This window comes from Methanohalophilus halophilus (assembly GCF_001889405.1).
Classification (GTDB): Archaea; Halobacteriota; Methanosarcinia; order Methanosarcinales; family Methanosarcinaceae; genus Methanohalophilus; species Methanohalophilus halophilus.
This window is the reverse complement of sequence record NZ_CP017921.1, coordinates 1,891,362-1,912,016: the sequence shown is the minus strand read 5'-3', so window position 1 is coordinate 1,912,016 and position 20,655 is coordinate 1,891,362. Positions and strand designations below refer to the sequence as shown.

The window sequence follows — 20,655 nt, the reverse complement described above, 5'->3', positions numbered from 1 at the left end:
TTGACAAAATCGTATAGTAAATTTTATTCGATTTTATCGCCGGTCAGGATTTCATAATAGTCCTTTACAGGCTTTTGCCAGTTCATATCGTGGGCAAGGAGACTGGCTTCCCTGCACAGGAGATTATATTTGAGCAGGTCATCTGTATAGGTTTCAATGAAATATTCCATGGTAAGTGCGTAATCCGCTAGGGTCTCGATGTAAGGCAGATTGATATTGTCAACTACGATGACCCCGCCCATACCCATAACCAGACGCTTGAGGGTTTTAAGGGCGTCACTGAAACCACATACTTTACTGACAATACTGGGGGTTGCCTCTTTGCCTGCCTCCAGTCCGGTCAGCAGGAAAGGTTCGTATCTGGAAGGGAAAATGCCCGCAATGCAGCCTGCCATGAGTTCGTCTACTGTCATATTCAGGCCACCATCATTGCTTGACAGCCATTGTGGATAAAATACTGCACCCACATGCCGATCACCACCAAGAAGTCGCTCTGCTTCAAGTCCTTTTTCCATAATCATGCTTTGCAGACGTAGTTCAGAACCAATCAGTATTTCCTCAGGGAGGTCTATGGGAAAATGATTTGGTAAATTGTTCTTTGGGCCGTGGGCAGCTACAATGAAACAAACGATTCTGTAATCTTCATCGAGGCGTAAGGATTCAATTTTCATCCTTATCATTCTGTCGAGAAGGACCAGTGAGTCAAGTAGATCAGGATAACCTTTGTTATCTATTTCAATGCGTGATAAACTAAATATAGGAATTATTTTTTCAGGAACAAGAGGGACACCATCATGTACTTCATGCAGTCTATTTGCGAGGAAATCCTGTATCTGTTTCCTGCACCGGTTCTTTTTGTCCCATGAAATTTCCTCTTTTTCTGCATCAAGTTCGATACCGTTACGTACCACTATTGAATCAATGCCATAAAACAGCTTCAATTCTTTTCGCGTGGAATCGCCCACTGCAGTCACAACATCGGCATATGATGATAGGGATTCCAGCTCTGCCATGTTTATAGGTGTATTTGGATCCAGTGAATTGTCGTTTTCCCTTATCTTTTGGATGGAGCGGTGTCCTGCCGCCCTGCCAGGTATTGTTGCATGACATGTAGCAACTGAATTTACCCTGACACAAAGCTTTTCGAGTCTGGCGATGGCATAAAAGAGTCCGAATTCATGACAATGTAATGAAACATATCGTGTTGGCATAACGGATGTTACAAATTCCGATGCTTCCCTGTTAGTCTTTTTCTGAAAGTTTTTTTCTTTTATGCAAACAAGGTTGCGTACAAATTCAGAAATGGCATAGGATAAATTGAGATAATGAGTATATTCATTACCATTAGCCATATTTTCATAGGTTCTGGAATCAAGTTGTATCAGGTCATAAGCCTCTGCTTTAATCTTATTTTCGAGGCAGGTAGGTCTTCCTTTATACTGGATGGTTTTTCTGCAATAGTCACTGGTCTTAAAAGCAAGGAATATAATTTCTATATTTTTGATTTTTTGTGATCTGGCAACGAGTTCAATTCCTTCTTCCACTAGTTTTGAAAAGACGTTTTTAATTACCTCGTCAGGTTCATAACTATCCAATTCTTTCAGGTCTGTAATCCGATTCAAGCTCTTGTTCCAGTCAACACCGCTATGGTCAAAATATGGACCTGCTACAAATATCCTGGGTATGGATTCCTCATCTATCGTGCCATCTTCAAGCATTGCAGCCAGTGTTTTCATTTCGGCATCGATTACGTTCCAGATACCCCCCATTTTATTGGATTTTGGGCCGGCTTCTTCGCCGGCAATTATTATGTACTTGTGTTCAATCAAGCATCCACACCCCATTCTGATAATAATCAGTCTTTCTGAATAAATTTTTTCTGTAATATGATGGCATAATTTTATGGCAAGGTCTTGAGCTTGGGAATACTTCAAAAAAGAGTGCTGTTTTGATATCATCAGCACTGATTAAAAAAGGACGGTTTTCCCTGAAAGACGACTATCTGAGTCTTTAACTGTGGTGTTTCCATGCATCATGTACATGAATGGCTTTCATTCCTATGCTCTGAGGTGCATGGATATCGTTTCTTGGAGTATCTCCTATGGACACGACTTCCCCTGGTGCACATCCCAATCTATTAAGTGCTTCATGGAAGAGACGTGTGTCTGGTTTTTTGTATCCATAGTCTGAAGAGAATATCACATGATCAAAATGGTCGAATAGTCCGAGGTATTTCAATTCCTGTTCGGAGAAAACTCTCTGTCCATTGGAAACAATACATTTTGGCATATGCCTATATTTTTCAAGTAACCGGATACTTTCAGGATAAGCTCTCATACGTCTTACTGACGCATTTCTGAATACTTTCGCGGTTTCAATCCCAAGCCAATAGTCATCGATTTCCCATATGGCATTTTCCCTGCAGATTTCTGAAAAAATCTCTTCTACCCTTATTTCAGGGTGCTCGTGTTCCGAATGGTTGATTCGGTACATGACCTTGGCCACATATTCATCCCGGAAATCCTGTGCAGAAATACTTACTCCCTGGTAACGCAACCAGTTACTTACCGCTTCATTTGTACTATGGCTTTCTTCCTTTGTTTTTATGTCAATTAAAGTCTTATAGCAATCAAATACCAATCCTCTTATCTCGCCATTTTGTAGCATATTCAATAATCACCATACCTTTTTAGTGATTGAGACGGTAAACATACATATATAGATTGTCGCCATATTATATATTAAATACATAGGTTTATATATTTGGATGGTTTGTGGTTTTGAGAAATATGGCGAGATGGGAGGACTTAATGAAATTTATTATTTGTTTAGAGAAGAAATATATTTACAGAATTAGCCTGTAACCTTCCAAATGTGAAAACATTATCTGGCAATTATATATTCATTGATTTATTGACACAAACATAAAGTGAATCTTTGAATATGTTAAACTGGAAGGCTCAATTAGTATATTTGCATACAATACAATTATTTGTTATAGGTCTTAATATATATAGATTGTAATAAAATTAGATTTTTTCTCTCAAAAGCTTTAATAATGTTGTTAATACAATATCGCATAAAATACCTTTATTGGTAAAATGGGGAATACAAAGGGAGTGGGAATAGTGGAAACTTTAAGAATTGGTATGTTTGCCTGGGAGAGCCTTCACTCCATAAAAGTAGGAGGAATCGCGGCACATGTGACAGAACTTGCAGAAACTCTTGCTTCAATGGGGCATGAAGTGCAGGTATTCACGCGTAAAGGCTGTTACAGGGATTATGATGAGATAAATGGTGTTCATTACCAGCGTGTTGATCATGATAGTTCCGGAGATATTGTTCACCAGATGAACAGTATGTGTGATTCAATGTACGACAGGTTCAAATCTTTCAAGAATCATTATGGTGATTTCGACATCCTGCATGGTCATGACTGGCATCCAGTCAATGTTTTATGCAGGATTAAGAAAAAATATGAATCTCCCTTCGTCCTCACATATCACAGCACCGAATGGGGGAGGAATGGAAATTACCCTGGCAATTGGCGGGGTTCAGATGAGATATCGCACAGGGAATGGAAAGGTGGGTATGAAGCCTCGCAGGTAATTGCTACTCAGGAACAGTTCAAAAAAGAGATCCAAAATCTTTACAAGGTACCTGATTATAAAATATCCTTAGTGCCAAACGGTATCTATCCCGGAAAGATGGAAAAGGATGTCGATCCTGATGAAGTCAAAACAAGACATGGGATTGATCCTTCTTCACCGGTAGTACTCTTCACAGGACGTATGAGTTACCAGAAGGGTCCGGATATGCTTGTTGATGCTATCCCCCATGTACTTGACAATGAAAGAGATACTAATTTTGTATTTATTGGTGAAGGTGATATGAGAACACACTGTGAGCGGATGGCATATGATATGGGGATAAAAGATTCTTGTCATTTTCTAGGCTATGCCCCAACAGATGTATTGACAGATTGGATGAATACAGCCGAAATGGCATGTGTTCCCAGCCGCAACGAGCCTTTTGGTATAGTTGTACTGGAGGCATGGGATGCATGCAGGCCTGTAGTAGCTACGGATGCCATAAATTTGATTGATAACTTCTCTAATGGAATTCTCAGTTATAGGCATTCAGGGTCAGTAGCATGGGGAATTAATTATGCACTGGATGGGCTCAACGGTCCTTATACTAAACAGATGGGAATCAATGGCAATAAATTGGCCAAGACGAAGTATAATTGGAATAATATTGCAAAGCATACTCTTGATACTTATAGGAGAGCGATGGAAATCTAAGTTTAACCATAAGGGGGGGAGAGTGTGGCTGAAGAGAGAAGAACTAAAATAGGACAAGCTGCAGGAGTTGTTTATCATGAGCTTAAGAAGGGAGACTGCAATATGACTCACCTGAAGAACCATCTTCTGGAGAACGGCTACGATAACAATACATACATGATGGCATTAGGGTGGCTTGCAAGGGAAAATAAGATCAGTATACATAAAAGTATAAACAAATGGTCCATAAGTCTCAGGTAATCGGATTTACAAAATCTAATTCTATCGAATAATCCCATAATACTTTATAAGTTACATGGCGGGATTATATCAATTAGTTACAGGAGTGTCTCTTAATAGTCAAAAGGCAACTTTCGGCTTCTTTTAAGAGATAATCCTTGTGGCCATGATGCATATTTCCTCTTGCGATCCTCAACAATCCATAGCTCATGTAAAAGGGAAGTATGCGTGTGATTTGGTCAAATTCTTTCTTATTTTTACTGTAATTCCATAAAAAGTGGCCTATATAGGGTTCAGCTTGTTGGTCGTTCCCCTTTAATGCAAAATAATTCTTGAGTTCGGCAGAAAGGATGCCAAGGTCATGTACGGGATTACCATGACGAACCGAGAGCTCGAAATCTATGGCATAACTCCTTCCCCTGTGAATAAGGTAATTTGCCGGAGTTGCATCATGATGGATCATGCAGCCATATCCAAAATCAAGGAACGGAGAATCCCACCAACTGTCAAGCAGTTTTTTATACCTTTTTCTTGTAGAACGGTCAAGCCCCAGATGATCCAGGTTTTTTTTGAGCATCCTGAATTCTCTTTCTCTATCATAATAGGTCTTTGTATTATCATGCAGTTTTCTTAAAAGATGGGCTACAGCTGTCAGGCTGTCATAGAGATGATTTTCGTGATGGAAGTACCAGTATAACGGTCTGCCGGAAACATATTCTGTGACAAGTACACAATCAAAATTCCTGTTTATGGCAATAGGTCGTGATATATCTATTATATGCTTGATTCTTTTGAGTTTCTTGTATTCATTGACCATTGCCTTATCTGGATCATATTTCTTGATTAGTCCCATTGGCCTGTTAAAAAACTTGGCCATTACACTGAAACCTTCTCCTTCAAACTCATACCTGCGGACCATGTGGGATCCTGAAAACTGGAAAACACGAACTACACATTTTTTATTCTGAATCCTGTCTTTGAGCATGTAGACAAGCCAGTCCCTGAAAGGGTCACCGGGTTTCAATTTTTTCACATATGTTCCTGACATCAAACATACCTGCAAGCAAAAACAAAATGATTAAAATAAAAAAGTAATTACCTTGCGTTCATTCATAAAATACTCTTATGTCCCCGATGTCTTCCTGTCTGAAAACGTGGACTTCTTGTTTCCCATCCTGATAGTAGGCAACCGCCAGCCAATAACCATCCGGTGATTGGTCACAATTTGTTACACCGTGAAAAAGCAGATTACTTTCATGAGTCAACATGTAGACCCTCATGGCTAGGGAAAAACCCTCTGGCATAGATTCCAGCATATATCTTACACTGCTCGTCAGACCATGTCCTAATAATGTTACCATTTTATACCCCCCCAATCCTTTACACTTCATAGACCAACATAAAGATTGTCCTAAGAAATACTTATTTAGATGTTTTCAATTATTTTCAGTGAGTATCCCATTTTGATCTCTTGAATTCATAATATTTCTTCAGCATGCCCTGTGTTGTCGAAGATATCTGAACATCGGAATCCGGAGTGTAGTAATCAACATAGTTGATTTCATTTTTTGGTCTTGGCTTTCCTTTTGCTTCTACAAGAAAGACTTTATTGTGGTTTTGGAAATAGTAGCCTTTACCAGATTTATGCACGCCTCCCAGATGCTTGAAAAGAAATTTGGCATCATGCGCATTAAGATCAGTTTCTTCTTTCAGTTCCCGCATTGCTGCCTGAGACCTTGATTCACGATTCTTGGCTTTTCCTCCCGGGAGTGTAAACCATTCTCCTCCACGTGAAACAACTATTATACCCCCATTTGTATCTACAATTGCAGCTCCCCTTCTTCTCCTGTAGATATCCATCTTATATCCTCCTTTTATTTTCTAGTTTTTCAATATAATTCAAATAGCCAAACTCCTATAGTATTCCGGGTTTTCAAGTAAATATGTCACAGAATTTCCAGGCTTCTTCTATTTCCAAAGCCTCCATCCCGATTTCTCTGGGCGGGATTATATCGTTCTCAAAAGTATCTCCTATGGATAACACTTCTCCCGGCTCAAGTCCAAACTTGTTGAGGGCTGTCATGAAAAGGCGTTTATCGGGTTTCTTGTATCCAAAATCTGATGAGAACATCACAAAATCAAATTCATCATAAAGGCCAAGATAGCGAAGTTCAATTTCTGAAAAAACCCTCTGCCCATTGGATATTATGCATTTTTTAGATATGTGGGTACACATTTCAAGTAACTTGACACTTTCGGGATATACTTCAAACCTCCTGATGGAAGATGCCCTGAAAACGCGTGCTGCTGCAATCCCAACCATTTCCTCATCAATTGTCCAGAGTTTGTAGTCATAGCATATATCGGAAAATATCTCTTCTACTTTCACCTCTGGGTACTCCTCGCCCGAAACATCCATTTTTTCAAGAATCCTTTTTTTGTATTCATCCCTCAATACTTCAGGTTTGATTTTTACCCCATTGTATCTTAGCCAGACACTTAGCATCTCATAAGTTCTTTCATCATCTTCATCAGTGTCGATATCTATCAGGGTTTTGTAACAATCAAAGATCAATCCCTTTATTCTCCCGCTTTCAAACAATCCATTGCCTCCTTTAGAAGATAGTTGCGATGATCATCGGTCCATTTCAACCTCGAGATCCTCAGAAATCCATAACTCATGTAAAAGGGTAGGGTATGTGTAATATTGTGAAATTCATTTCCGTCCCTGCTATATTTTCTAAGAAAGTGTTCTATGTAAGACTCGGCCCTGCTGTATGAACCTTTTAAGGAAAATTGGTTCTTGATTTCTGCACACAGGATGCCAAGATCATGTATAAAGTTAGAATTACGATATGAAAGTTCAAAGTCGATTGCATAGATTTTATCTTCTGTAAAGAGGTAGTTTGTCGGGTTTGGGTCATGATGGGTTATGCATCCGTGGTCAATGTCAAGAAGGGGCCCATGCCACCAGATTCCAAGCAGGCGATTATATTCTTCTCTTATAGGAAGAGGCAGCTTCAGGTAATCCAGTGTTTTGTGGAACATTGCGAATTCATATTTCTTTTCATAATATGTGCGGGTGTTTTGATGGAGTTTCTGAAGCAAGCAGGCAACCGCTTCGAGATGGCCATAAAGATCTTCTTCATGATCAAAATACCAGGATAACGGTGTTCCACAGATGTATTCCGTTACAAGAACACAATTGAAATCGCTGTTTACTGCAAGTGGTCTTGTTACATTGATAAAATTGTCAACTTTTTTGAGATTCTCATATTCATATAGCATTGCCATGTATGGATCGTACTGGGTTATATTCCCTGTAGGTTCTGCAAAGAATTTACATACTAAGCTGAATCCTTCATCTTTAAAGTTACATCTGCAAATTGTGTGGGAGGCAGGCTCCATTTTGAATACATCCACCAGGCAATCCGAATTCTGAATTCTATCTCCGGCTACATGGACCAGCCAGTCCCTGAAAATATTGCCCGGATTAAGTGTTCCTACATACCTTTCTGATGCCACTGTTCAACCCCTCTCGTTTAGCTGATGGAACAATGATGCTTTATGCCAGAATGGATGGCATATGTATCCCCAGTATAAGTTGTAGTTTCTCTTATAAAAACCATGAATGCCCTTGATAGGAATGAAGGAGTTTGGGTAGATGTTGGAATTCATCACATATGGTTGTTGATTTTTTGCGAAACTTTCAGTTTTGGTAAAAATGGGTCAAAAAGTAGGATTCAAGGGAATAGGCCATTTTTGCACATATGGACTATCTTGCATTAGTTCGTAGTTACATATGCGACATATAAGAAGTTTTTTTAATAATATTAAATTATATTATTGTAGCCTTTCTTGCATAGGTAGAGTGTCAAATCTATAACTTTATATAAAACTCTTATAAAAAAGTTTGAGTGCTCCGATCGGGATTCGAACCCGAGTCTTCGGCTCGAAAGGCCGGAATGATTGGCCGGACTACACTATCGGAGCACAGTTGGCCGCTATCTAAAAGCGACCCTACTATACGTTACTAGTATATATAGTTTTTGTCAGGCCTGATTTTGTTTTTCTTTAATAAGCCTTAATATCCATTCAGTAAGAGATTCGCAATGTTCGGGGTGGCACGCAAGCCTGCAACCTGTGCACGGAGAGAACATGCCTGCTGCAAGCATGAGTTCATAGGTTTTCTCATCCGGTGTTGTCGCTTTAATAAGATAGGTGCGTGACCCGTTGGCTACAGCTGGTTCCCTGATGATCTTTCCTTCTTTCATCATGCGGGAAATCAGACGGGAGCACTTACGACTATCAATGTCGAGATCCTTCCATAGCTCATTCTGATAAACACCCTCTGGATGTTTGCGAATTAGACTTAATGCCTCTTCTTCAATTCCCATGAATAACCCGCTAATTATTGTTTTTCAGCCGGTACTATTAAGATAATGTTGTTTCCTCTCAATACTACAGAGCCCAATGAACGCTGACGCTCCTCTTCAACCATCTCAAAGGTGTCCTCCAGATGGAGATTCATATAATCATCGGCGCTTTTCAGAATACCATCAAGTAAACTGTGGTCACCTTTCATTTCAACCTGAATTCTGGATCCAACAAGTTTCTGTACCTTCTTATTCGGGAACAAAATAAAATCCTCACACAAATATCATTTTTAAATATAGATTAAGTTAAAATACGCGAATATAAACTGTAGTCTCCCCTATTTATGCCTAACGATCATAATCCTGCAGGTTTAAATATATTTGCTCCCTGTTCAGATATACCCCTGCAGATGTGAACTGTCATCATCTACCGGTTTTTTAGTAGAAGTATTCTGCGCACTCTTTCTGGAAATCGGGCCAAAAGCAGCTTCATATTCCCTGATGTGTTGGTCGAGCCATCTGGAGAGTTCCAGTGCGGCCAGAGGTGACAGGATTACTTCTGATTCGAGGTTACGCTCGATTACCTGTTCATTGTCATTTGATACTCCTCGAGGGGTATCATTATAAAAACATATCCTGAAATCATAGGGACTGTGGCCACCCATTGCCCCGATGGCGTAGACCTGATTGAAATGCTCTGGTTTATGCAACTTGATTTTCATATTCTTTTTTTGGGATTGCCCTTCTTTTTTTTCCTCAGCCATAACCTTGTCCTCGTTTCCAGATTTCATAAACCTTATGCCTTAATATGTTTTGCATTTCATCGGCCGGCTTCCACACTCTTTTTCAGATCCTTTGCCTGTTTTGCGATATCCGGTTTTGAATGGGCACTTGCCATCATTTCAATAGCATCAAGGTTGCGGATAACTCCATCAAGATAACCATAAAGATCACCAACATAAGCACTGATACCATACTTTTCGTTCAGCCTGGCTGCAATCTTCTCGGGATCGCGACCACTGGCACGCATTCTGATAATCATTTCGGAAAAATTCTTTTCAGCACATCCACAATACGGGCTCTCTTTACATCCACATGTCAAAAAATCAGTAGCAAATTCGAAGAGTTGATCTCTGATCTTCTCTTCCAGCTGGGACAGGTTATCCCCCTCAAATACAATATCCAGAGCAGCTCCCTGAAATACCCGTGATGGCATATTCACGTTCAACGCTGCTGATATCTGGGGTGCAAACTTAAAGTAAACCGCATCGAAAAACTCTAGATTGGCTGCAATCTCAATCGGGTCCTGGCCTGCACGTACCGCATCCCGGATAAGAAACGCACGTGAAGCAGAGAGGAAATGTCGGGCTGCAATACTGCCCATTCGGGTCAATTTGATACCATCGCCTTTCTGTGTCAGGAATCGGTATTTTTTCAGTTTATTTACAATGGAGTTAAGATCAATATCCTCCACCATCTTGCTGCATATATAGTTCAGGTCGGCTTTTGAATTTGTGACTGCAACCGAAGCCAGGACTTCCTCTTCCTGTTCTTCCTGGCCATATTTCAGGTTCATTTCTTCCATCTGGCCTTTGAGCAGTTTCACCGCCATCTCATCTTCTGTCACAGCCTGTCCGCCCCCGTATGTCTTATCCGGACTTGCAAGCAAAACTACCACGCCTCTGTCATGATAGTCCGGTCTTCCTGCTCTTCCAAGCATTTGCAAGAATTCCTGCAGGTTTATCCAGTCAATTCCCATTGCAAGGGATTCAAATATCACCTGCGAGGCAGGGAAATCAACACCTGCTGCCAGAGCTGCTGTTGTCACTACTACAGGAAGCTTTCCGCAGGCAAATCTGTCTTCAACTTTCTTACGTTCCGGATTGGCCAGTCCCGCATGATAAGCAGATGCCGGGATTGGCAGGGCATTTGCAAGACGATGACAGTTTCTACGTGAATTTGTAAAGACGATGGTCTGCCCCTTATGACCTTTTGAAGAAACCTGATTGTATTCTTCACGTATCAGACGGGTCATTATTCTCAATTTGCTTTGCTGGGGACAAAATATAAGGTGCCTTTCAATCGGGACCGGACGATGTTCGTACTCCACAAGTTCAGCATCCAGATGTTTTGCAAGGGCGTGGGGACTTCCGACTGTTGCAGAAAGATAAATGAACTGTGCCCCTGGTGCTGCATATTTGAGACGTGCAATAACACCATCAAGACGGTGCCCGCGTTCTTCATCTTCCAGCATATGGACTTCATCTATGACCACTGTGCCAATTTGACCCAGCATATCTGCTTTGGAAGAACGCATAATGTGGTCGATTCCCTCGTAGGTTCCGACAATAATATCTGTATCAAGAGAACGGGACATTTTCTCCGTCTTGCGCGTTTTTATACGCGAACTTCCTATGCGTATTGAAGTCTGGAGTCCAAAACCTTTATACTTTCCAGTGAACTGGCTATATTTCTGGTTTGCCAGAGCAACCAGCGGCACAAGATAAAGCATCTTGCCTCTTTTTTTCAGGATATTCTCAATACCTGCCATCTCCCCGATCAATGTTTTACCGGTAGCGGTTGCCGAGGTCACAAGAAGATTATTTCCTTTTAGTAAACCCTTGCGTACAGCAATACTCTGTACAGGTAATAGGGTTTTAGATTTTTTTAATAATGATTTCTTGAATTGGTCGGATATTGGAAGTTTACTTATTGGATATGGGTTCTGGTCTTCTTTGGAAGCAATTGTGTCGTATCTTGTAACTTCCGAATCAATCTCTTCAGGATTTAGCATGCCGATTGTGCGGTCAAGGTCTTTTGTCTTGTTCAAGACATCAAATATGCGCTGTATGGCCTCGTCCGAATAATGGCATTGGGAATTACGCAGCGCTCGTTTCAGTTCTTCCTGTGCACACGTTTCACAGATGCGTTCTCCCTGATTAGAAATAGATTTCTTGTTCACAAAATTGAATTCCTTATTGAGCAGACAGAAACGACACACATCTACCATTTCACCGGTAAGGTGGAAGCCTCCGAGCATTTCAATGATTTTTTTGTGGTTTTTGGCATCTCCCTGCCTGGTAATCAATATTCTCTCCGAACGTCTGAGTAGTTCGATAAATTCCTCAGGGGAACGGTAATCCTGCTTCTTATCTTTTGATACCAGAAATCGTAAGGGTCGCGGTCCTGCGCTGGTACTTCGCAGGGTTAGTTCACCTACTATTGCAGGAGTTTTTTTTCGGTCTTTAATCAGCATTACTGTGACCTTACCTTTTAAAGGATAGAGAAGAGTCCAGAGGGTCATATTCTGTGATAGACGTATTTCCCTTTTATAAAGTAAGCGTCTTCTTCGTATAATATTATATCTTTGATCAAATATTATTCAATATATTTTGGCGTAAAGTTTTATAAATATGCTCCATATAGTAATAGTTAGTAGTGAAGGGTAGGATATGCAGAATAACAATAATGGATATCTTGAAGTTCAGCAAATGACACAACCGCCAAAAAACAAGAATGTTTTGGGCAATTCAAATAAGTATTCAGGAAGTGCATCTGCTGCTGAATCAAAATCCATTGTTATGCCCACGGGTATATCCTTACTTGATGACAGTCTCAGTGGGGGTCTACCGTCAAGTTCATTGATCTATTTTTCTGCAGATCCTCTGTCGATGTCCGAAGTTTTCCTGTACCAGTTTTCTCAGACAAGGAAAACTTACTATTTTGCCACAGGTCGGCGTCCTAAATATATCCATCAAGACATAGTAAACCTAGGCTTTGATCCATCCAATATTATTTTTGTTGATGTTTATGGAGAATACTACTTTACGCAAACCGGAGAAATGGTTAGCAGTGTGGGCAATGAGTTTGTTGATTCGAAGATAATCGAATTCACAGAATACAATCTACAGAATATTGCTCTGGATGCGGAAGGCGATGAGGTGAATGTAATATTTGATACTTTTTCCTTTTATACCAATCTTAATGTCAATACAGGCCTGATCAAACGTCTATTAAACATGCTTTATGAAACAACAAAACAGATGGTTTCACAAACCTATCTTTACAGCCTTAAAAGAAGTAGTCCTGAAGCACTTGAAAGTGATCTCTTCAATTCTGCAGATGTGATATTTGACGTAATCATTGAAAGATCATCGGATCAAATAATAAACAAGCTCTCAATCCCGAAAATAAGAGGTATGGTACCTACTTCTGATGTTATCAAGTTCAATGTGGCAGATGGGGTCCACATTGATACATCAAAGGATGTTGTCTGATCTTAAAGGCATGCCTGATCTTTTGCCAGCCTGCATATACATGTCCTTTTGTCATCCATACAAAGGAATGTGTTAATAATAAGATCAAACAGTACTTTTTCCCGGTTTTTAAGTACGCCAACCACTTCATCTGCTGTCAATCTTTCATTGCCCATGCCACATGCAGGGTTGGTAACTGTACATATTGAGGCATAACAGATTTTCGTTTCACGGGCAAGTATAACTTCCGGCAGGCCGGTCATACCTACAACATCCCCAAATGAAGCCATCATTTTTATCTCTGCTTTAGTCTCAAAACGTGGTCCTTCAGTACATACGTATGTTCCTTCAAAGAAGTCTTCCCTGATTTCCTGCACAGCACTCATGAGGGATTGTCTGAGTCTTGGACAATAGGGTTGGTTCATGTCCACATGTACGGTCTGGTCATGATAATATGTGGACTCGCGCCCCTTTGTAAAATCAATGAAATCATCAGGGATAAAAAATGAGCCTGTAAGGTGGCCTTTCATGGAACCTACAGAATTTGTGGCTATTACCTGTTTGACACCAAGCTTTTTCACCGCACATATTATGGCACGATAGTTAATCATGTGAGGAGGGATATGCGGGCCTGATATAGAATGTCTGGGTATTAAGGCAAAATTCATACCACTGGTTTTACCAATAAAACACTCCACATTCCCGTAGGTACTTGAAATGGTCATTTTTTCATAACCATTATTTTTGAGGAAGCCCACACCTCCAATTATGGCAAAAGAAATCTCCCTGTCCATTTTCATTTCTCTCGATTACCTGTAATGGATAACTTTACACCCGCAAGGGCTGAAATTATGGATAACACTACCGAGTAAATGAAATATTGTAAGCTGAAACTACCTGCTGTGGATTCGGAAGGTAGGGAACTTATTGATAAAATGTATTCACTGGAGCCCCATAAGAGAAAACCTATTGCAATCACAAACAGGGCAGGGGATAGTTTTCTCCAGCAAAAATGTTTTTCCATTTTAAGATCAATTATCTTTCCTGCAATCGCAAAAAGGAAGGCTGAAACATACCACCATACGGATTTGTTTATGAAAACGGTCACAAGAGTAACCAGGCCATAATACCAGCCACCTCCTGTTGTATAGTAGCCCCATAATTCAAGAGCTCCTATTATGGTTGCGATTATTATAAGCAACCCTGCGGCCATATAGGTTACAAAGGTCATCTGGCCCGCATAGAAAGCTTGTTTCATCTTTTCCCTGGCAATTACAAACGATTCGTCCAGGTTGAATCCCCTGTATAACATATATATGCCAATAGCAGCGGAGATTCCAATAATTGCTCCTTCTGGATATCGGGCCAGGAGGAATATGGCATAGATAAGAGCTGCAAGTCCTAGGGGGACAAAAAATGTCTGGGAAATCTTGGGGTCGTTGAATGCATGTTTTAGAATGTAATATGTACTTTCAAGATTTGCACTTTGTTTGACGACTATCCTTTTTACCGAATCGATTTTTATTCTTGATTGAACGATGGGTAAAAGGGTTTCATCTTCAGCTCCATCGGAAACAAAAATAGCCTCTTGTGGATTATAACGGGAAAGTACATCATCAAGCTGGCGTGATATGCGCTGGTCGGAAATAACACCTACATTCCGGTCACCTGCAAAAGAGACCAGTTCCACATCGGTCCCTTTTCCTTTCAGCTCGTCATAAACACGGATCCCGCCAAACAGTGTATTGATGTCTGAATCTTCCGGATCCGCAGACGCAAGCCTGACAGCAGCATCTACGTGAGCCTCTCTGCCTATAATTGGCGTTTGGACCCCTGCTTTGTCCCCAAGGTCGTTGTCCCGGTCTATACAGATTACCAGAGTTTGCATTGAAGTTCTAGATATAAATTAATACGAAGTTATATATAGGTTATCTGGAGCGGCATTCTTATGCAAATCCTTCAATAAGCCGACGTGCCCAGTTAAGCTTTTTCTTTTTGAGTTCATCGACATTGTCATCATCAAAATCAAAACCAACCAGGGTCATGGAAGTTGCCCCCAGTTGATGAGCCATGAAAACACACCTATCGCCGTCTGTAAAGCCTCCAAAATTGAATAGGCCGTGTGGTGGTTTTGTCTGAGATGTACCGATAATATTGGTCAAAAGAGGTACAAAAGAAAGAATCTTGCCTGTATTGTCTCCATGGGCATGCACTACCATTATGGCTCCTTTCTTGTTTGCTTCGATCTCTTTTTCAACATCGCCATCAAGATCAGTTACAATCACGGCCGGAATAAGGCCTTGCTCAAGCAGGACTGAGGTTGCTCCATCGGCAGCAATGATTGCATGGTCTGAAGGGTTTACCTGCTCAAGATCTTTTTTCAGTGTGGGCGCATTACCACAAATTAATGTATCTTTGCCCTTGATTATATCAGTAAGATCTTTTAGGTCCGCTTTTACAGGCCCGATGAGAAGATTTGAAAGAAGCTGTGCAGCATTTGCATCAGCATCTTCGGAAAAACCGAAATCTTCTACTATTTTTTTGTATATTGGTTCCCATTTGTCATATTCCATTCAAATTCCTCTGTTAGCAGGGGATATTCCAATATGCACATCTATGCCTTCCACATTCCAGTCTTTTACCAGAGTGCCTGTAGCATCCACATCAAAGCCAATTACCTGAACCTGTGATCTGACCTCTTTTGCGATGTAGTTTTCCCTGTCCAGCACCAGGTCGACGATTCTTTCGTCATCTATACGGATATGTGCAAGGATGTTCTCATCCACTTCCAGGTCGAGTTCCTTTCGCATATCCTGTATCCTGCGGATCACTTCACGGGCAAAACCTTCGGATTCGATATCTCTGGTCAGGTTTGCATCCACATAGATTCTCCCTCCGCTGAAATCTGCCACAGCAACCATTGAAGGTACTTTGTCCTCAAACTTGACCATTTCCGGGGTTAAGGTTGCAGATTCACCGTCGAGGGATATATCCATTTCTCCATTTGCAAGTCCTTTTTTCAATTCATTTGCATCGGCTTTCTGGATATATTGGATGACTTTGCCTGCATCCTGTTTGAAGACCGGGCCTATAGCGCTGTGATTTGGGGAGGCCTCTACGCCAAGTTCATCCCAGCTGTGATTAACTTCCACAAGATCTATGTCCTTAGCGTTTGTCTGATCCATAAGGACAAAACGCAGATCCATTACAGCATCGTAGACCTGCCTGTTTTCAGGTTCAATGACTATACGGCTGACCGGCCAGCGTAGTTTTCTTTTGACTTTCTGGCGTGCATTGGATGCGGCTTCAACCATGGCACGCACTGCAGTCATTTTTTCTTCAAGGTCGGTATCCTTGAGGGATTCATCCACTGTTGGCCAGTTACACATGTGGACAGTCAAAGATGCATCAGGATCAACGTTTTTCACAATATTAGCATACATTTCCTCGGCCAGGTGGGGCATGAACGGGGCGATTACTTTGCAGAGGGTTACAAATACATCATAAAGAACCCTGTAAACTGCCAGTTTGTCCGGATCATCCGCCTCATTCCAGGTACGAGGTCTAATTAGCTGGATGTACCACCTGGAAAGATCCTCCAATACAAATTCATTGATGGTCCTGATAGCACGGTGCAGGAGGTATTGCTCCATTGACCTGTCCATTTCTTCTATTACGGATTGCATCCTGGATAATATCCAGCGGTCTTCTTTGCGCAGGTATGGTTCAACTGCTTCAAAAGAAATTTCCTGTGGATCAAATTCATCCAGGGCCATGTAGGGAAGAGGGAAACGATAGACATTCCAGAGAATGTTTATTGTCCGGTGGATCGTTGCAAGTTCATCCTGGTTAAATTTCAGGTCGTCCCAGGGAGCACTTGAAGAAAGCACATAGCAACGCAGGGAATCGGCGCCGTATTTTTCGATGACTTCATGGGGCTGTACCACATTACCCAGACTCTTGGACATTTTCTTTCCTGTGCTATCCAGTGTAAAACCGTGCATCAGCACACTCTTGTAAGGAGCTTGTCCAAAGGCCACCATGCTGGCACCGAGCTGGGAATAGAACCACCCTCTGGTCTGGTCATGTCCTTCAGTTATGAAATCTGCAGGCCACCATTCTTTGAACTGGTCTTCCCGGTGAGGATAGTTCAGTGTGGCCCAGGATGCCACCGCGGAGTCAAACCATACATCAAAAACATCCTCTATCCTTGACATACGGCCGCCGCAGTCACATGTTAATTTGATATCGTCCACATAGGGCCTGTGAAGTTCGGTGTTTGGATCAACATCGGCAATTTCCTGCAGTTCCTTGCGGGTTCCCACGACCTTGAGAGATTCACATACCTCACATCTCCATACAGGCAGGGGGATTCCCCAGTAGCGTTGCCTGGATATGCACCAATCCCTGGCCCCTTCGATCCAGTCCCTGAATCTTGCAGAACCGGCCCAGTCAGGATGCCAGTCAACCTTCTTAATTTCTGCAAGCATATCTTCCTTCAGGTCACCAATCTTGATAAACCACTGTTTTGTGGCAAGATAGATGATAGGTGTCTTACATCTCCAGCAATGGCCATAGCGGTGTGAGATGGATTCTTCAAAAGGCAGGAGGCCTTTTGCATCAAGGTCTTCCATCACAACTTTGTTGGCATCCCGGATGTTCATACCTTCATACTTGCCGGCTTCATTGGTATAGTGACCGTTTGGACCAACAGGGCAAAAAACAGGAATATCATTTGCTTTTCCTACATCAAAGTCATCAACTCCATGTCCGGGTGCAATGTGGACACAACCTGTATTTTCAGCAATTACAAAATCGGCAAGGTAAACACGGTGATCGAATTCGGCCTGTTCTGGTATGTTTTCTACAAGTGGATGGTTGTATTCCATGCCGGCAACATCTTCACCTGACATTGTTTCAAGGATTTCATAATCTGTGTATCGTCCTTTTTTAAGTACACTTTCCACAAGATCGGAGGCCATTATGAGTATTTCTTCCTTTTCCTCTTTCACGGCCCTTACCTTTGCATATTCAAAATCAGGATTTACAGCCACACCCATATTTGCCGGGATAGTCCAGGGGGTGGTCGTCCATATGACAATATATGTGTCGTTTTCATCTTTTACTGCAAATTTGACGAAAATGGAAGGATCGGTACGATCTTCATACTCAACTTCAGAATCTGCAATTGCTGTCTCACAGCGGGGACACCAGTTCACGACCCGTTTACCCACTTCAAGCAGGTCTTTTTCGTAAGCCTGTTTGAGGGTCCACCAGGCAGCTTCTATGTATTCATCCTTAAGGGTCATGTAAGGATCTTCCCAGTCCAACCATGTACCAAGGGTGCGGAACTGGTCTGTCATGGCGTCCTTTTGTTTCAGGGCAAATTCCTTACATTTATCAACAAATTTTTCGACACCATAACTTTCAATATCTTTTTTTGATTCAAAACCCAGAACACCCTCAACCTTTACTTCTATGGGGAGGCCGTGCATGTCCCAACCGGCCCGGTCTATAATATCATGCCCATTCATGGATTTGTAACGAAGTATGGAGTCTTTGATAATTTTGTTCCAGGCGGTGCCCAGATGTATATGTCCGGTCGTGTATGGCGGACCGTCCACAAAGAAAAATCGCTTTTCTCCACGGCGATGTTCTCTTACTTTCATGTAGGCCTGGTTATCCTCCCAGAATCTGTGGACTTTTTCCTCGATTTTTTGTGCACTATATTGATCGGTAACTTCCTTGATCATAATAAGTAATCTCCATGAACAGCTGATATTCTGATTATCCTAAATACTACGATGGGTTTAAATAATTTAGCTTTAAATAATTCGTGAATCTTTTATACTGAATGCCAAAATGGTTGCTGGAATCCAACTTTTAAGAACATAATACACGTGTTCAATGCAGGTTTGAATCTTCATTTAATACTCTTAGCATTTCAATTATGGAATATGCTGCACGTGTGATTCCCATACTGCGACTATCGGTGTCAGTACCCGCCACATAAAGATTCCTTATGGGCGTTCTTATTCCTGCAAAATGGCCATTTATGGTAACCGCAGCTTTTTCAGGAATGGTTACCTGGTCATGTTGCATTTCCACATGATCCTGAATGTCTGGAACAGCTTTGTATATGGTCTCATGGGCTTTTTTCATCTCTTTTTTCTCAGGAGAAGAGTCATCTATTGCAAAAGCAAAACCTACAAGTTGTTTCCCTGGCGGGGCAAGGGTTGGGTCATAGTTACTTATTGGCATTGCCCAATAGGCATTATCCTTAAACCATATTTCAGAACCTCTGTAATTGAATTCCTTCCTTGTCTCATCAAGACCCAGCCATACAGTCAGGCTCTTACTATTAACAATTCCATCCAAATCCTCGATATATTTGCGGGGTAAATCTTGCACTAATTCGGGTAAGTGTTTTACAAAACCGGTGTGTATGACTATGTCTGCAAGATAGATTTCATCGCTTTCCACTCCTGTTACCTGATCTTTTTCAACAAGTATCTTTTTAGCCTCACTCTCAGTCTTTATGTCAACTGAATCAGGTAAAGAATACAGGATTGCATTGAGCAGTGCTTTGAGGCCCTTTCTTGGATATCCCTGGGAATAATTTGCCTTGTTTGTTGCAAGTCTTCCAAGGGATGAAAATTGGCTTGATACACTGTTAAACCGAAGTTGTAGTTGATTATGGTAATTTGCAGGGATGATGGATTGGAGGATAGACTCAACCGGTGGTCTGTCAGGTTTTGATACAATACTGGCAAATTGTGCCTGTGTAATACTGTCCCTGACAAAACTGCTCCCTGTTAATATTCTGTGCACCGAGGTTTCCTTCATTGACTTGCCGGAAAGGAAATGAGAAATAGCATCAACAAAATTATATGAATCAGTGGATAGTGTCTTTGGCAGTGCATCATATACAGATTTTTTTGAAAGGTCGACCCCGAAGGTAGAAAATGTCAATTCTTTGGTGAGGGTCTGTGCAATAAGTAACCTGTCTTTGCGGGGCAGTGCATCGAATACAGCAAATTCCTTGAGATTAGAAGGTACTTTTAGAAAATTGCGTTCAGTTCTGACAAAATAATTTCCGTAATCCTCAAAAATAGGAAGATAGTCAAAGTAATTTTCCATCAATCTTTTTAGAGGGCCTGCTTCCAGATGGGTTATAGCATGGGGTCCTGTATCGACCTGGAAACCATCAACATCGTAACTGTTACAGTTTCCTCCAACATGGCGATTTTTTTCAAGTACCAGTACTTTCTTTCCGTGTTTTGAAAGTGTTAGTGCGGCAAGCAGGCCTGTTGCTCCTGCACCAATTACAATGGCATCATATTTATTCATAATATTCTCCTTTAAAGACCCTGAAAATTCAGATTGTTCTGTAGATTCATATGTGTAATGGATAATCAAGATTGACAGATGTATTTTTCACTAAATACGACAATGGGTTTAAATAATTTAGGCAAAGTGAACAAACCGGTTTAGGCATAA

19 protein-coding genes and 1 tRNA gene are annotated in these 20,655 nt (G+C 41.2%); 3 read left to right on the top strand and 17 right to left on the bottom strand.

What is annotated here, in order from left to right:
* Positions 1-23: 23 nt before the first annotated feature.
* Together BHR79_RS09825 and BHR79_RS09820 are read right to left on the bottom strand one after the other, a co-directional pair.
* Entirely contained in the window at positions 24-1,829 is a 1,806-nt protein-coding gene (locus BHR79_RS09825; protein WP_083433132.1) for a glycosyltransferase, read from the bottom strand.
* A gap of 181 nt (positions 1,830-2,010) precedes the next feature.
* Positions 2,011-2,667: an HAD family hydrolase gene (locus BHR79_RS09820; RefSeq protein ID WP_072562145.1), complete on the bottom strand. Its 657-nt coding sequence runs from the start codon at positions 2,665-2,667 to the stop codon at positions 2,011-2,013.
* A gap of 461 nt (positions 2,668-3,128) precedes the next feature.
* Between BHR79_RS09820 and BHR79_RS09815 the strand changes: the two genes are divergently transcribed.
* Entirely contained in the window at positions 3,129-4,304 is a 1,176-nt protein-coding gene (locus BHR79_RS09815; protein ID WP_234970413.1) for a glycosyltransferase family 4 protein, read from the top strand.
* A 24-nt stretch (positions 4,305-4,328) separates the two neighbouring features.
* Positions 4,329-4,544, top strand: coding sequence for a winged helix-turn-helix domain-containing protein (locus tag BHR79_RS09810; protein ID WP_072562143.1), 216 nt, complete (start codon positions 4,329-4,331; stop codon positions 4,542-4,544).
* 73 nt (positions 4,545-4,617) lie between these two features.
* Here the strand turns inward: BHR79_RS09810 and BHR79_RS09805 are convergent, their stop codons facing one another.
* The 10 genes from BHR79_RS09805 to BHR79_RS09760 form a co-directional block, all read right to left on the bottom strand.
* Positions 4,618-5,571, bottom strand: a complete 954-nt coding sequence (locus tag BHR79_RS09805; protein WP_072562142.1) for a phosphotransferase — start codon at positions 5,569-5,571, stop codon at positions 4,618-4,620.
* Between the two features lie 58 nt (positions 5,572-5,629).
* Positions 5,630-5,884 (bottom strand): hypothetical protein, encoded by a 255-nt coding sequence (locus BHR79_RS09800; RefSeq protein WP_072562141.1) that lies wholly within the window; start codon positions 5,882-5,884, stop codon positions 5,630-5,632.
* An 85-nt stretch (positions 5,885-5,969) separates the two neighbouring features.
* Positions 5,970-6,383: an NUDIX domain-containing protein gene (locus BHR79_RS09795; RefSeq protein WP_072562140.1), complete on the bottom strand. Its 414-nt coding sequence runs from the start codon at positions 6,381-6,383 to the stop codon at positions 5,970-5,972.
* A 73-nt stretch (positions 6,384-6,456) separates the two neighbouring features.
* Positions 6,457-7,125, bottom strand: a complete 669-nt coding sequence (locus BHR79_RS09790; protein WP_072562139.1) for an HAD family hydrolase — start codon at positions 7,123-7,125, stop codon at positions 6,457-6,459.
* A complete protein-coding gene (locus tag BHR79_RS09785) occupies positions 7,104-8,048 on the bottom strand; it encodes a phosphotransferase (RefSeq protein WP_072562138.1) in 945 nt (314 codons plus the stop codon). Before BHR79_RS09785 ends, BHR79_RS09790 begins: the two co-directional genes overlap by 22 nt.
* A 393-nt stretch (positions 8,049-8,441) precedes the next feature.
* Positions 8,442-8,516 (bottom strand) — tRNA-Glu (locus BHR79_RS09780).
* A 59-nt stretch (positions 8,517-8,575) separates the two neighbouring features.
* A complete protein-coding gene (locus BHR79_RS09775) occupies positions 8,576-8,920 on the bottom strand; it encodes a helix-turn-helix transcriptional regulator (RefSeq protein ID WP_072562137.1) in 345 nt (114 codons plus the stop codon).
* A gap of 14 nt (positions 8,921-8,934) precedes the next feature.
* Positions 8,935-9,162, bottom strand: a complete 228-nt coding sequence (locus BHR79_RS09770) for an LSM domain-containing protein (RefSeq protein ID WP_072562136.1) — start codon at positions 9,160-9,162, stop codon at positions 8,935-8,937.
* 129 nt (positions 9,163-9,291) lie between these two features.
* Complete coding sequence (locus BHR79_RS09765) at positions 9,292-9,663, bottom strand: DUF3467 domain-containing protein (RefSeq protein WP_072562384.1); 372 nt, start codon at positions 9,661-9,663, stop codon at positions 9,292-9,294.
* Between the two features lie 56 nt (positions 9,664-9,719).
* The gene (locus tag BHR79_RS09760) at positions 9,720-12,203 is read right to left on the bottom strand and encodes a DUF5814 domain-containing protein (RefSeq protein WP_072562135.1); all 2,484 of its coding nucleotides are present in this window, start codon (positions 12,201-12,203) and stop codon (positions 9,720-9,722) included.
* 148 nt (positions 12,204-12,351) lie between these two features.
* On the opposite strand from BHR79_RS09760, the gene BHR79_RS09755 reads away from it, so the two are divergent.
* Complete coding sequence (locus tag BHR79_RS09755; RefSeq protein WP_083433094.1) at positions 12,352-13,176, top strand: RAD55 family ATPase; 825 nt, start codon at positions 12,352-12,354, stop codon at positions 13,174-13,176.
* A gap of 2 nt (positions 13,177-13,178) precedes the next feature.
* On the opposite strand, the gene BHR79_RS09750 is transcribed toward BHR79_RS09755, so the two are convergent.
* The 5 genes from BHR79_RS09750 to BHR79_RS09730 all read right to left on the bottom strand — a co-directional run bounded on the left by BHR79_RS09750 (position 13,179) and on the right by BHR79_RS09730 (position 20,505).
* A complete protein-coding gene (locus tag BHR79_RS09750) occupies positions 13,179-13,949 on the bottom strand; it encodes an MTAP family purine nucleoside phosphorylase (protein ID WP_072562382.1) in 771 nt (256 codons plus the stop codon).
* Between the two features lie 2 nt (positions 13,950-13,951).
* On the bottom strand, positions 13,952-15,043 hold the full coding sequence (locus tag BHR79_RS09745; RefSeq protein WP_072562134.1) for a DUF373 family protein: 1,092 nt from the start codon (positions 15,041-15,043) through the stop codon (positions 13,952-13,954).
* A gap of 58 nt (positions 15,044-15,101) precedes the next feature.
* The gene (locus tag BHR79_RS09740) at positions 15,102-15,728 is read right to left on the bottom strand and encodes a 6-hydroxymethylpterin diphosphokinase MptE-like protein (RefSeq protein WP_072562133.1); all 627 of its coding nucleotides are present in this window, start codon (positions 15,726-15,728) and stop codon (positions 15,102-15,104) included.
* Positions 15,729-18,908, bottom strand: coding sequence for an isoleucine--tRNA ligase (gene ileS, locus BHR79_RS09735; RefSeq protein WP_072562132.1), 3,180 nt, complete (start codon positions 18,906-18,908; stop codon positions 15,729-15,731).
* 151 nt (positions 18,909-19,059) lie between these two features.
* Complete coding sequence (locus tag BHR79_RS09730) at positions 19,060-20,505, bottom strand: phytoene desaturase family protein (RefSeq protein WP_072562131.1); 1,446 nt, start codon at positions 20,503-20,505, stop codon at positions 19,060-19,062.
* Positions 20,506-20,655: the final 150 nt, after the last annotated feature.

What these genes read in the sequence shown, in the direction of transcription:
- BHR79_RS09820 (WP_072562145.1), bottom strand. Translation starts at nt 2,667, where the DNA reads ATGCTACAAAATGGCGAGATAAGAGGATTGGTATTTGATTGCTATAAG.
- BHR79_RS09805 (WP_072562142.1), bottom strand. Translation starts at nt 5,571, where the DNA reads ATGTCAGGAACATATGTGAAAAAATTGAAACCCGGTGACCCTTTCAGG.
- BHR79_RS09800 (WP_072562141.1), bottom strand. Translation starts at nt 5,884, where the DNA reads ATGGTAACATTATTAGGACATGGTCTGACGAGCAGTGTAAGATATATG.
- BHR79_RS09795 (WP_072562140.1), bottom strand. Translation starts at nt 6,383, where the DNA reads ATGGATATCTACAGGAGAAGAAGGGGAGCTGCAATTGTAGATACAAAT.
- BHR79_RS09775 (WP_072562137.1), bottom strand. Translation starts at nt 8,920, where the DNA reads ATGGGAATTGAAGAAGAGGCATTAAGTCTAATTCGCAAACATCCAGAG.
- BHR79_RS09765 (WP_072562384.1), bottom strand. Translation starts at nt 9,663, where the DNA reads ATGGCTGAGGAAAAAAAAGAAGGGCAATCCCAAAAAAAGAATATGAAA.
- BHR79_RS09760 (WP_072562135.1), bottom strand. Translation starts at nt 12,203, where the DNA reads ATGACCCTCTGGACTCTTCTCTATCCTTTAAAAGGTAAGGTCACAGTA.
- BHR79_RS09755 (WP_083433094.1), top strand. Translation starts at nt 12,352, where the DNA reads ATGCAGAATAACAATAATGGATATCTTGAAGTTCAGCAAATGACACAA.
- BHR79_RS09750 (WP_072562382.1), bottom strand. Translation starts at nt 13,949, where the DNA reads ATGGACAGGGAGATTTCTTTTGCCATAATTGGAGGTGTGGGCTTCCTC.
- BHR79_RS09745 (WP_072562134.1), bottom strand. Translation starts at nt 15,043, where the DNA reads ATGCAAACTCTGGTAATCTGTATAGACCGGGACAACGACCTTGGGGAC.
- BHR79_RS09740 (WP_072562133.1), bottom strand. Translation starts at nt 15,728, where the DNA reads ATGGAATATGACAAATGGGAACCAATATACAAAAAAATAGTAGAAGAT.
- ileS (WP_072562132.1), bottom strand. Translation starts at nt 18,908, where the DNA reads ATGATCAAGGAAGTTACCGATCAATATAGTGCACAAAAAATCGAGGAA.
- BHR79_RS09730 (WP_072562131.1), bottom strand. Translation starts at nt 20,505, where the DNA reads ATGAATAAATATGATGCCATTGTAATTGGTGCAGGAGCAACAGGCCTG.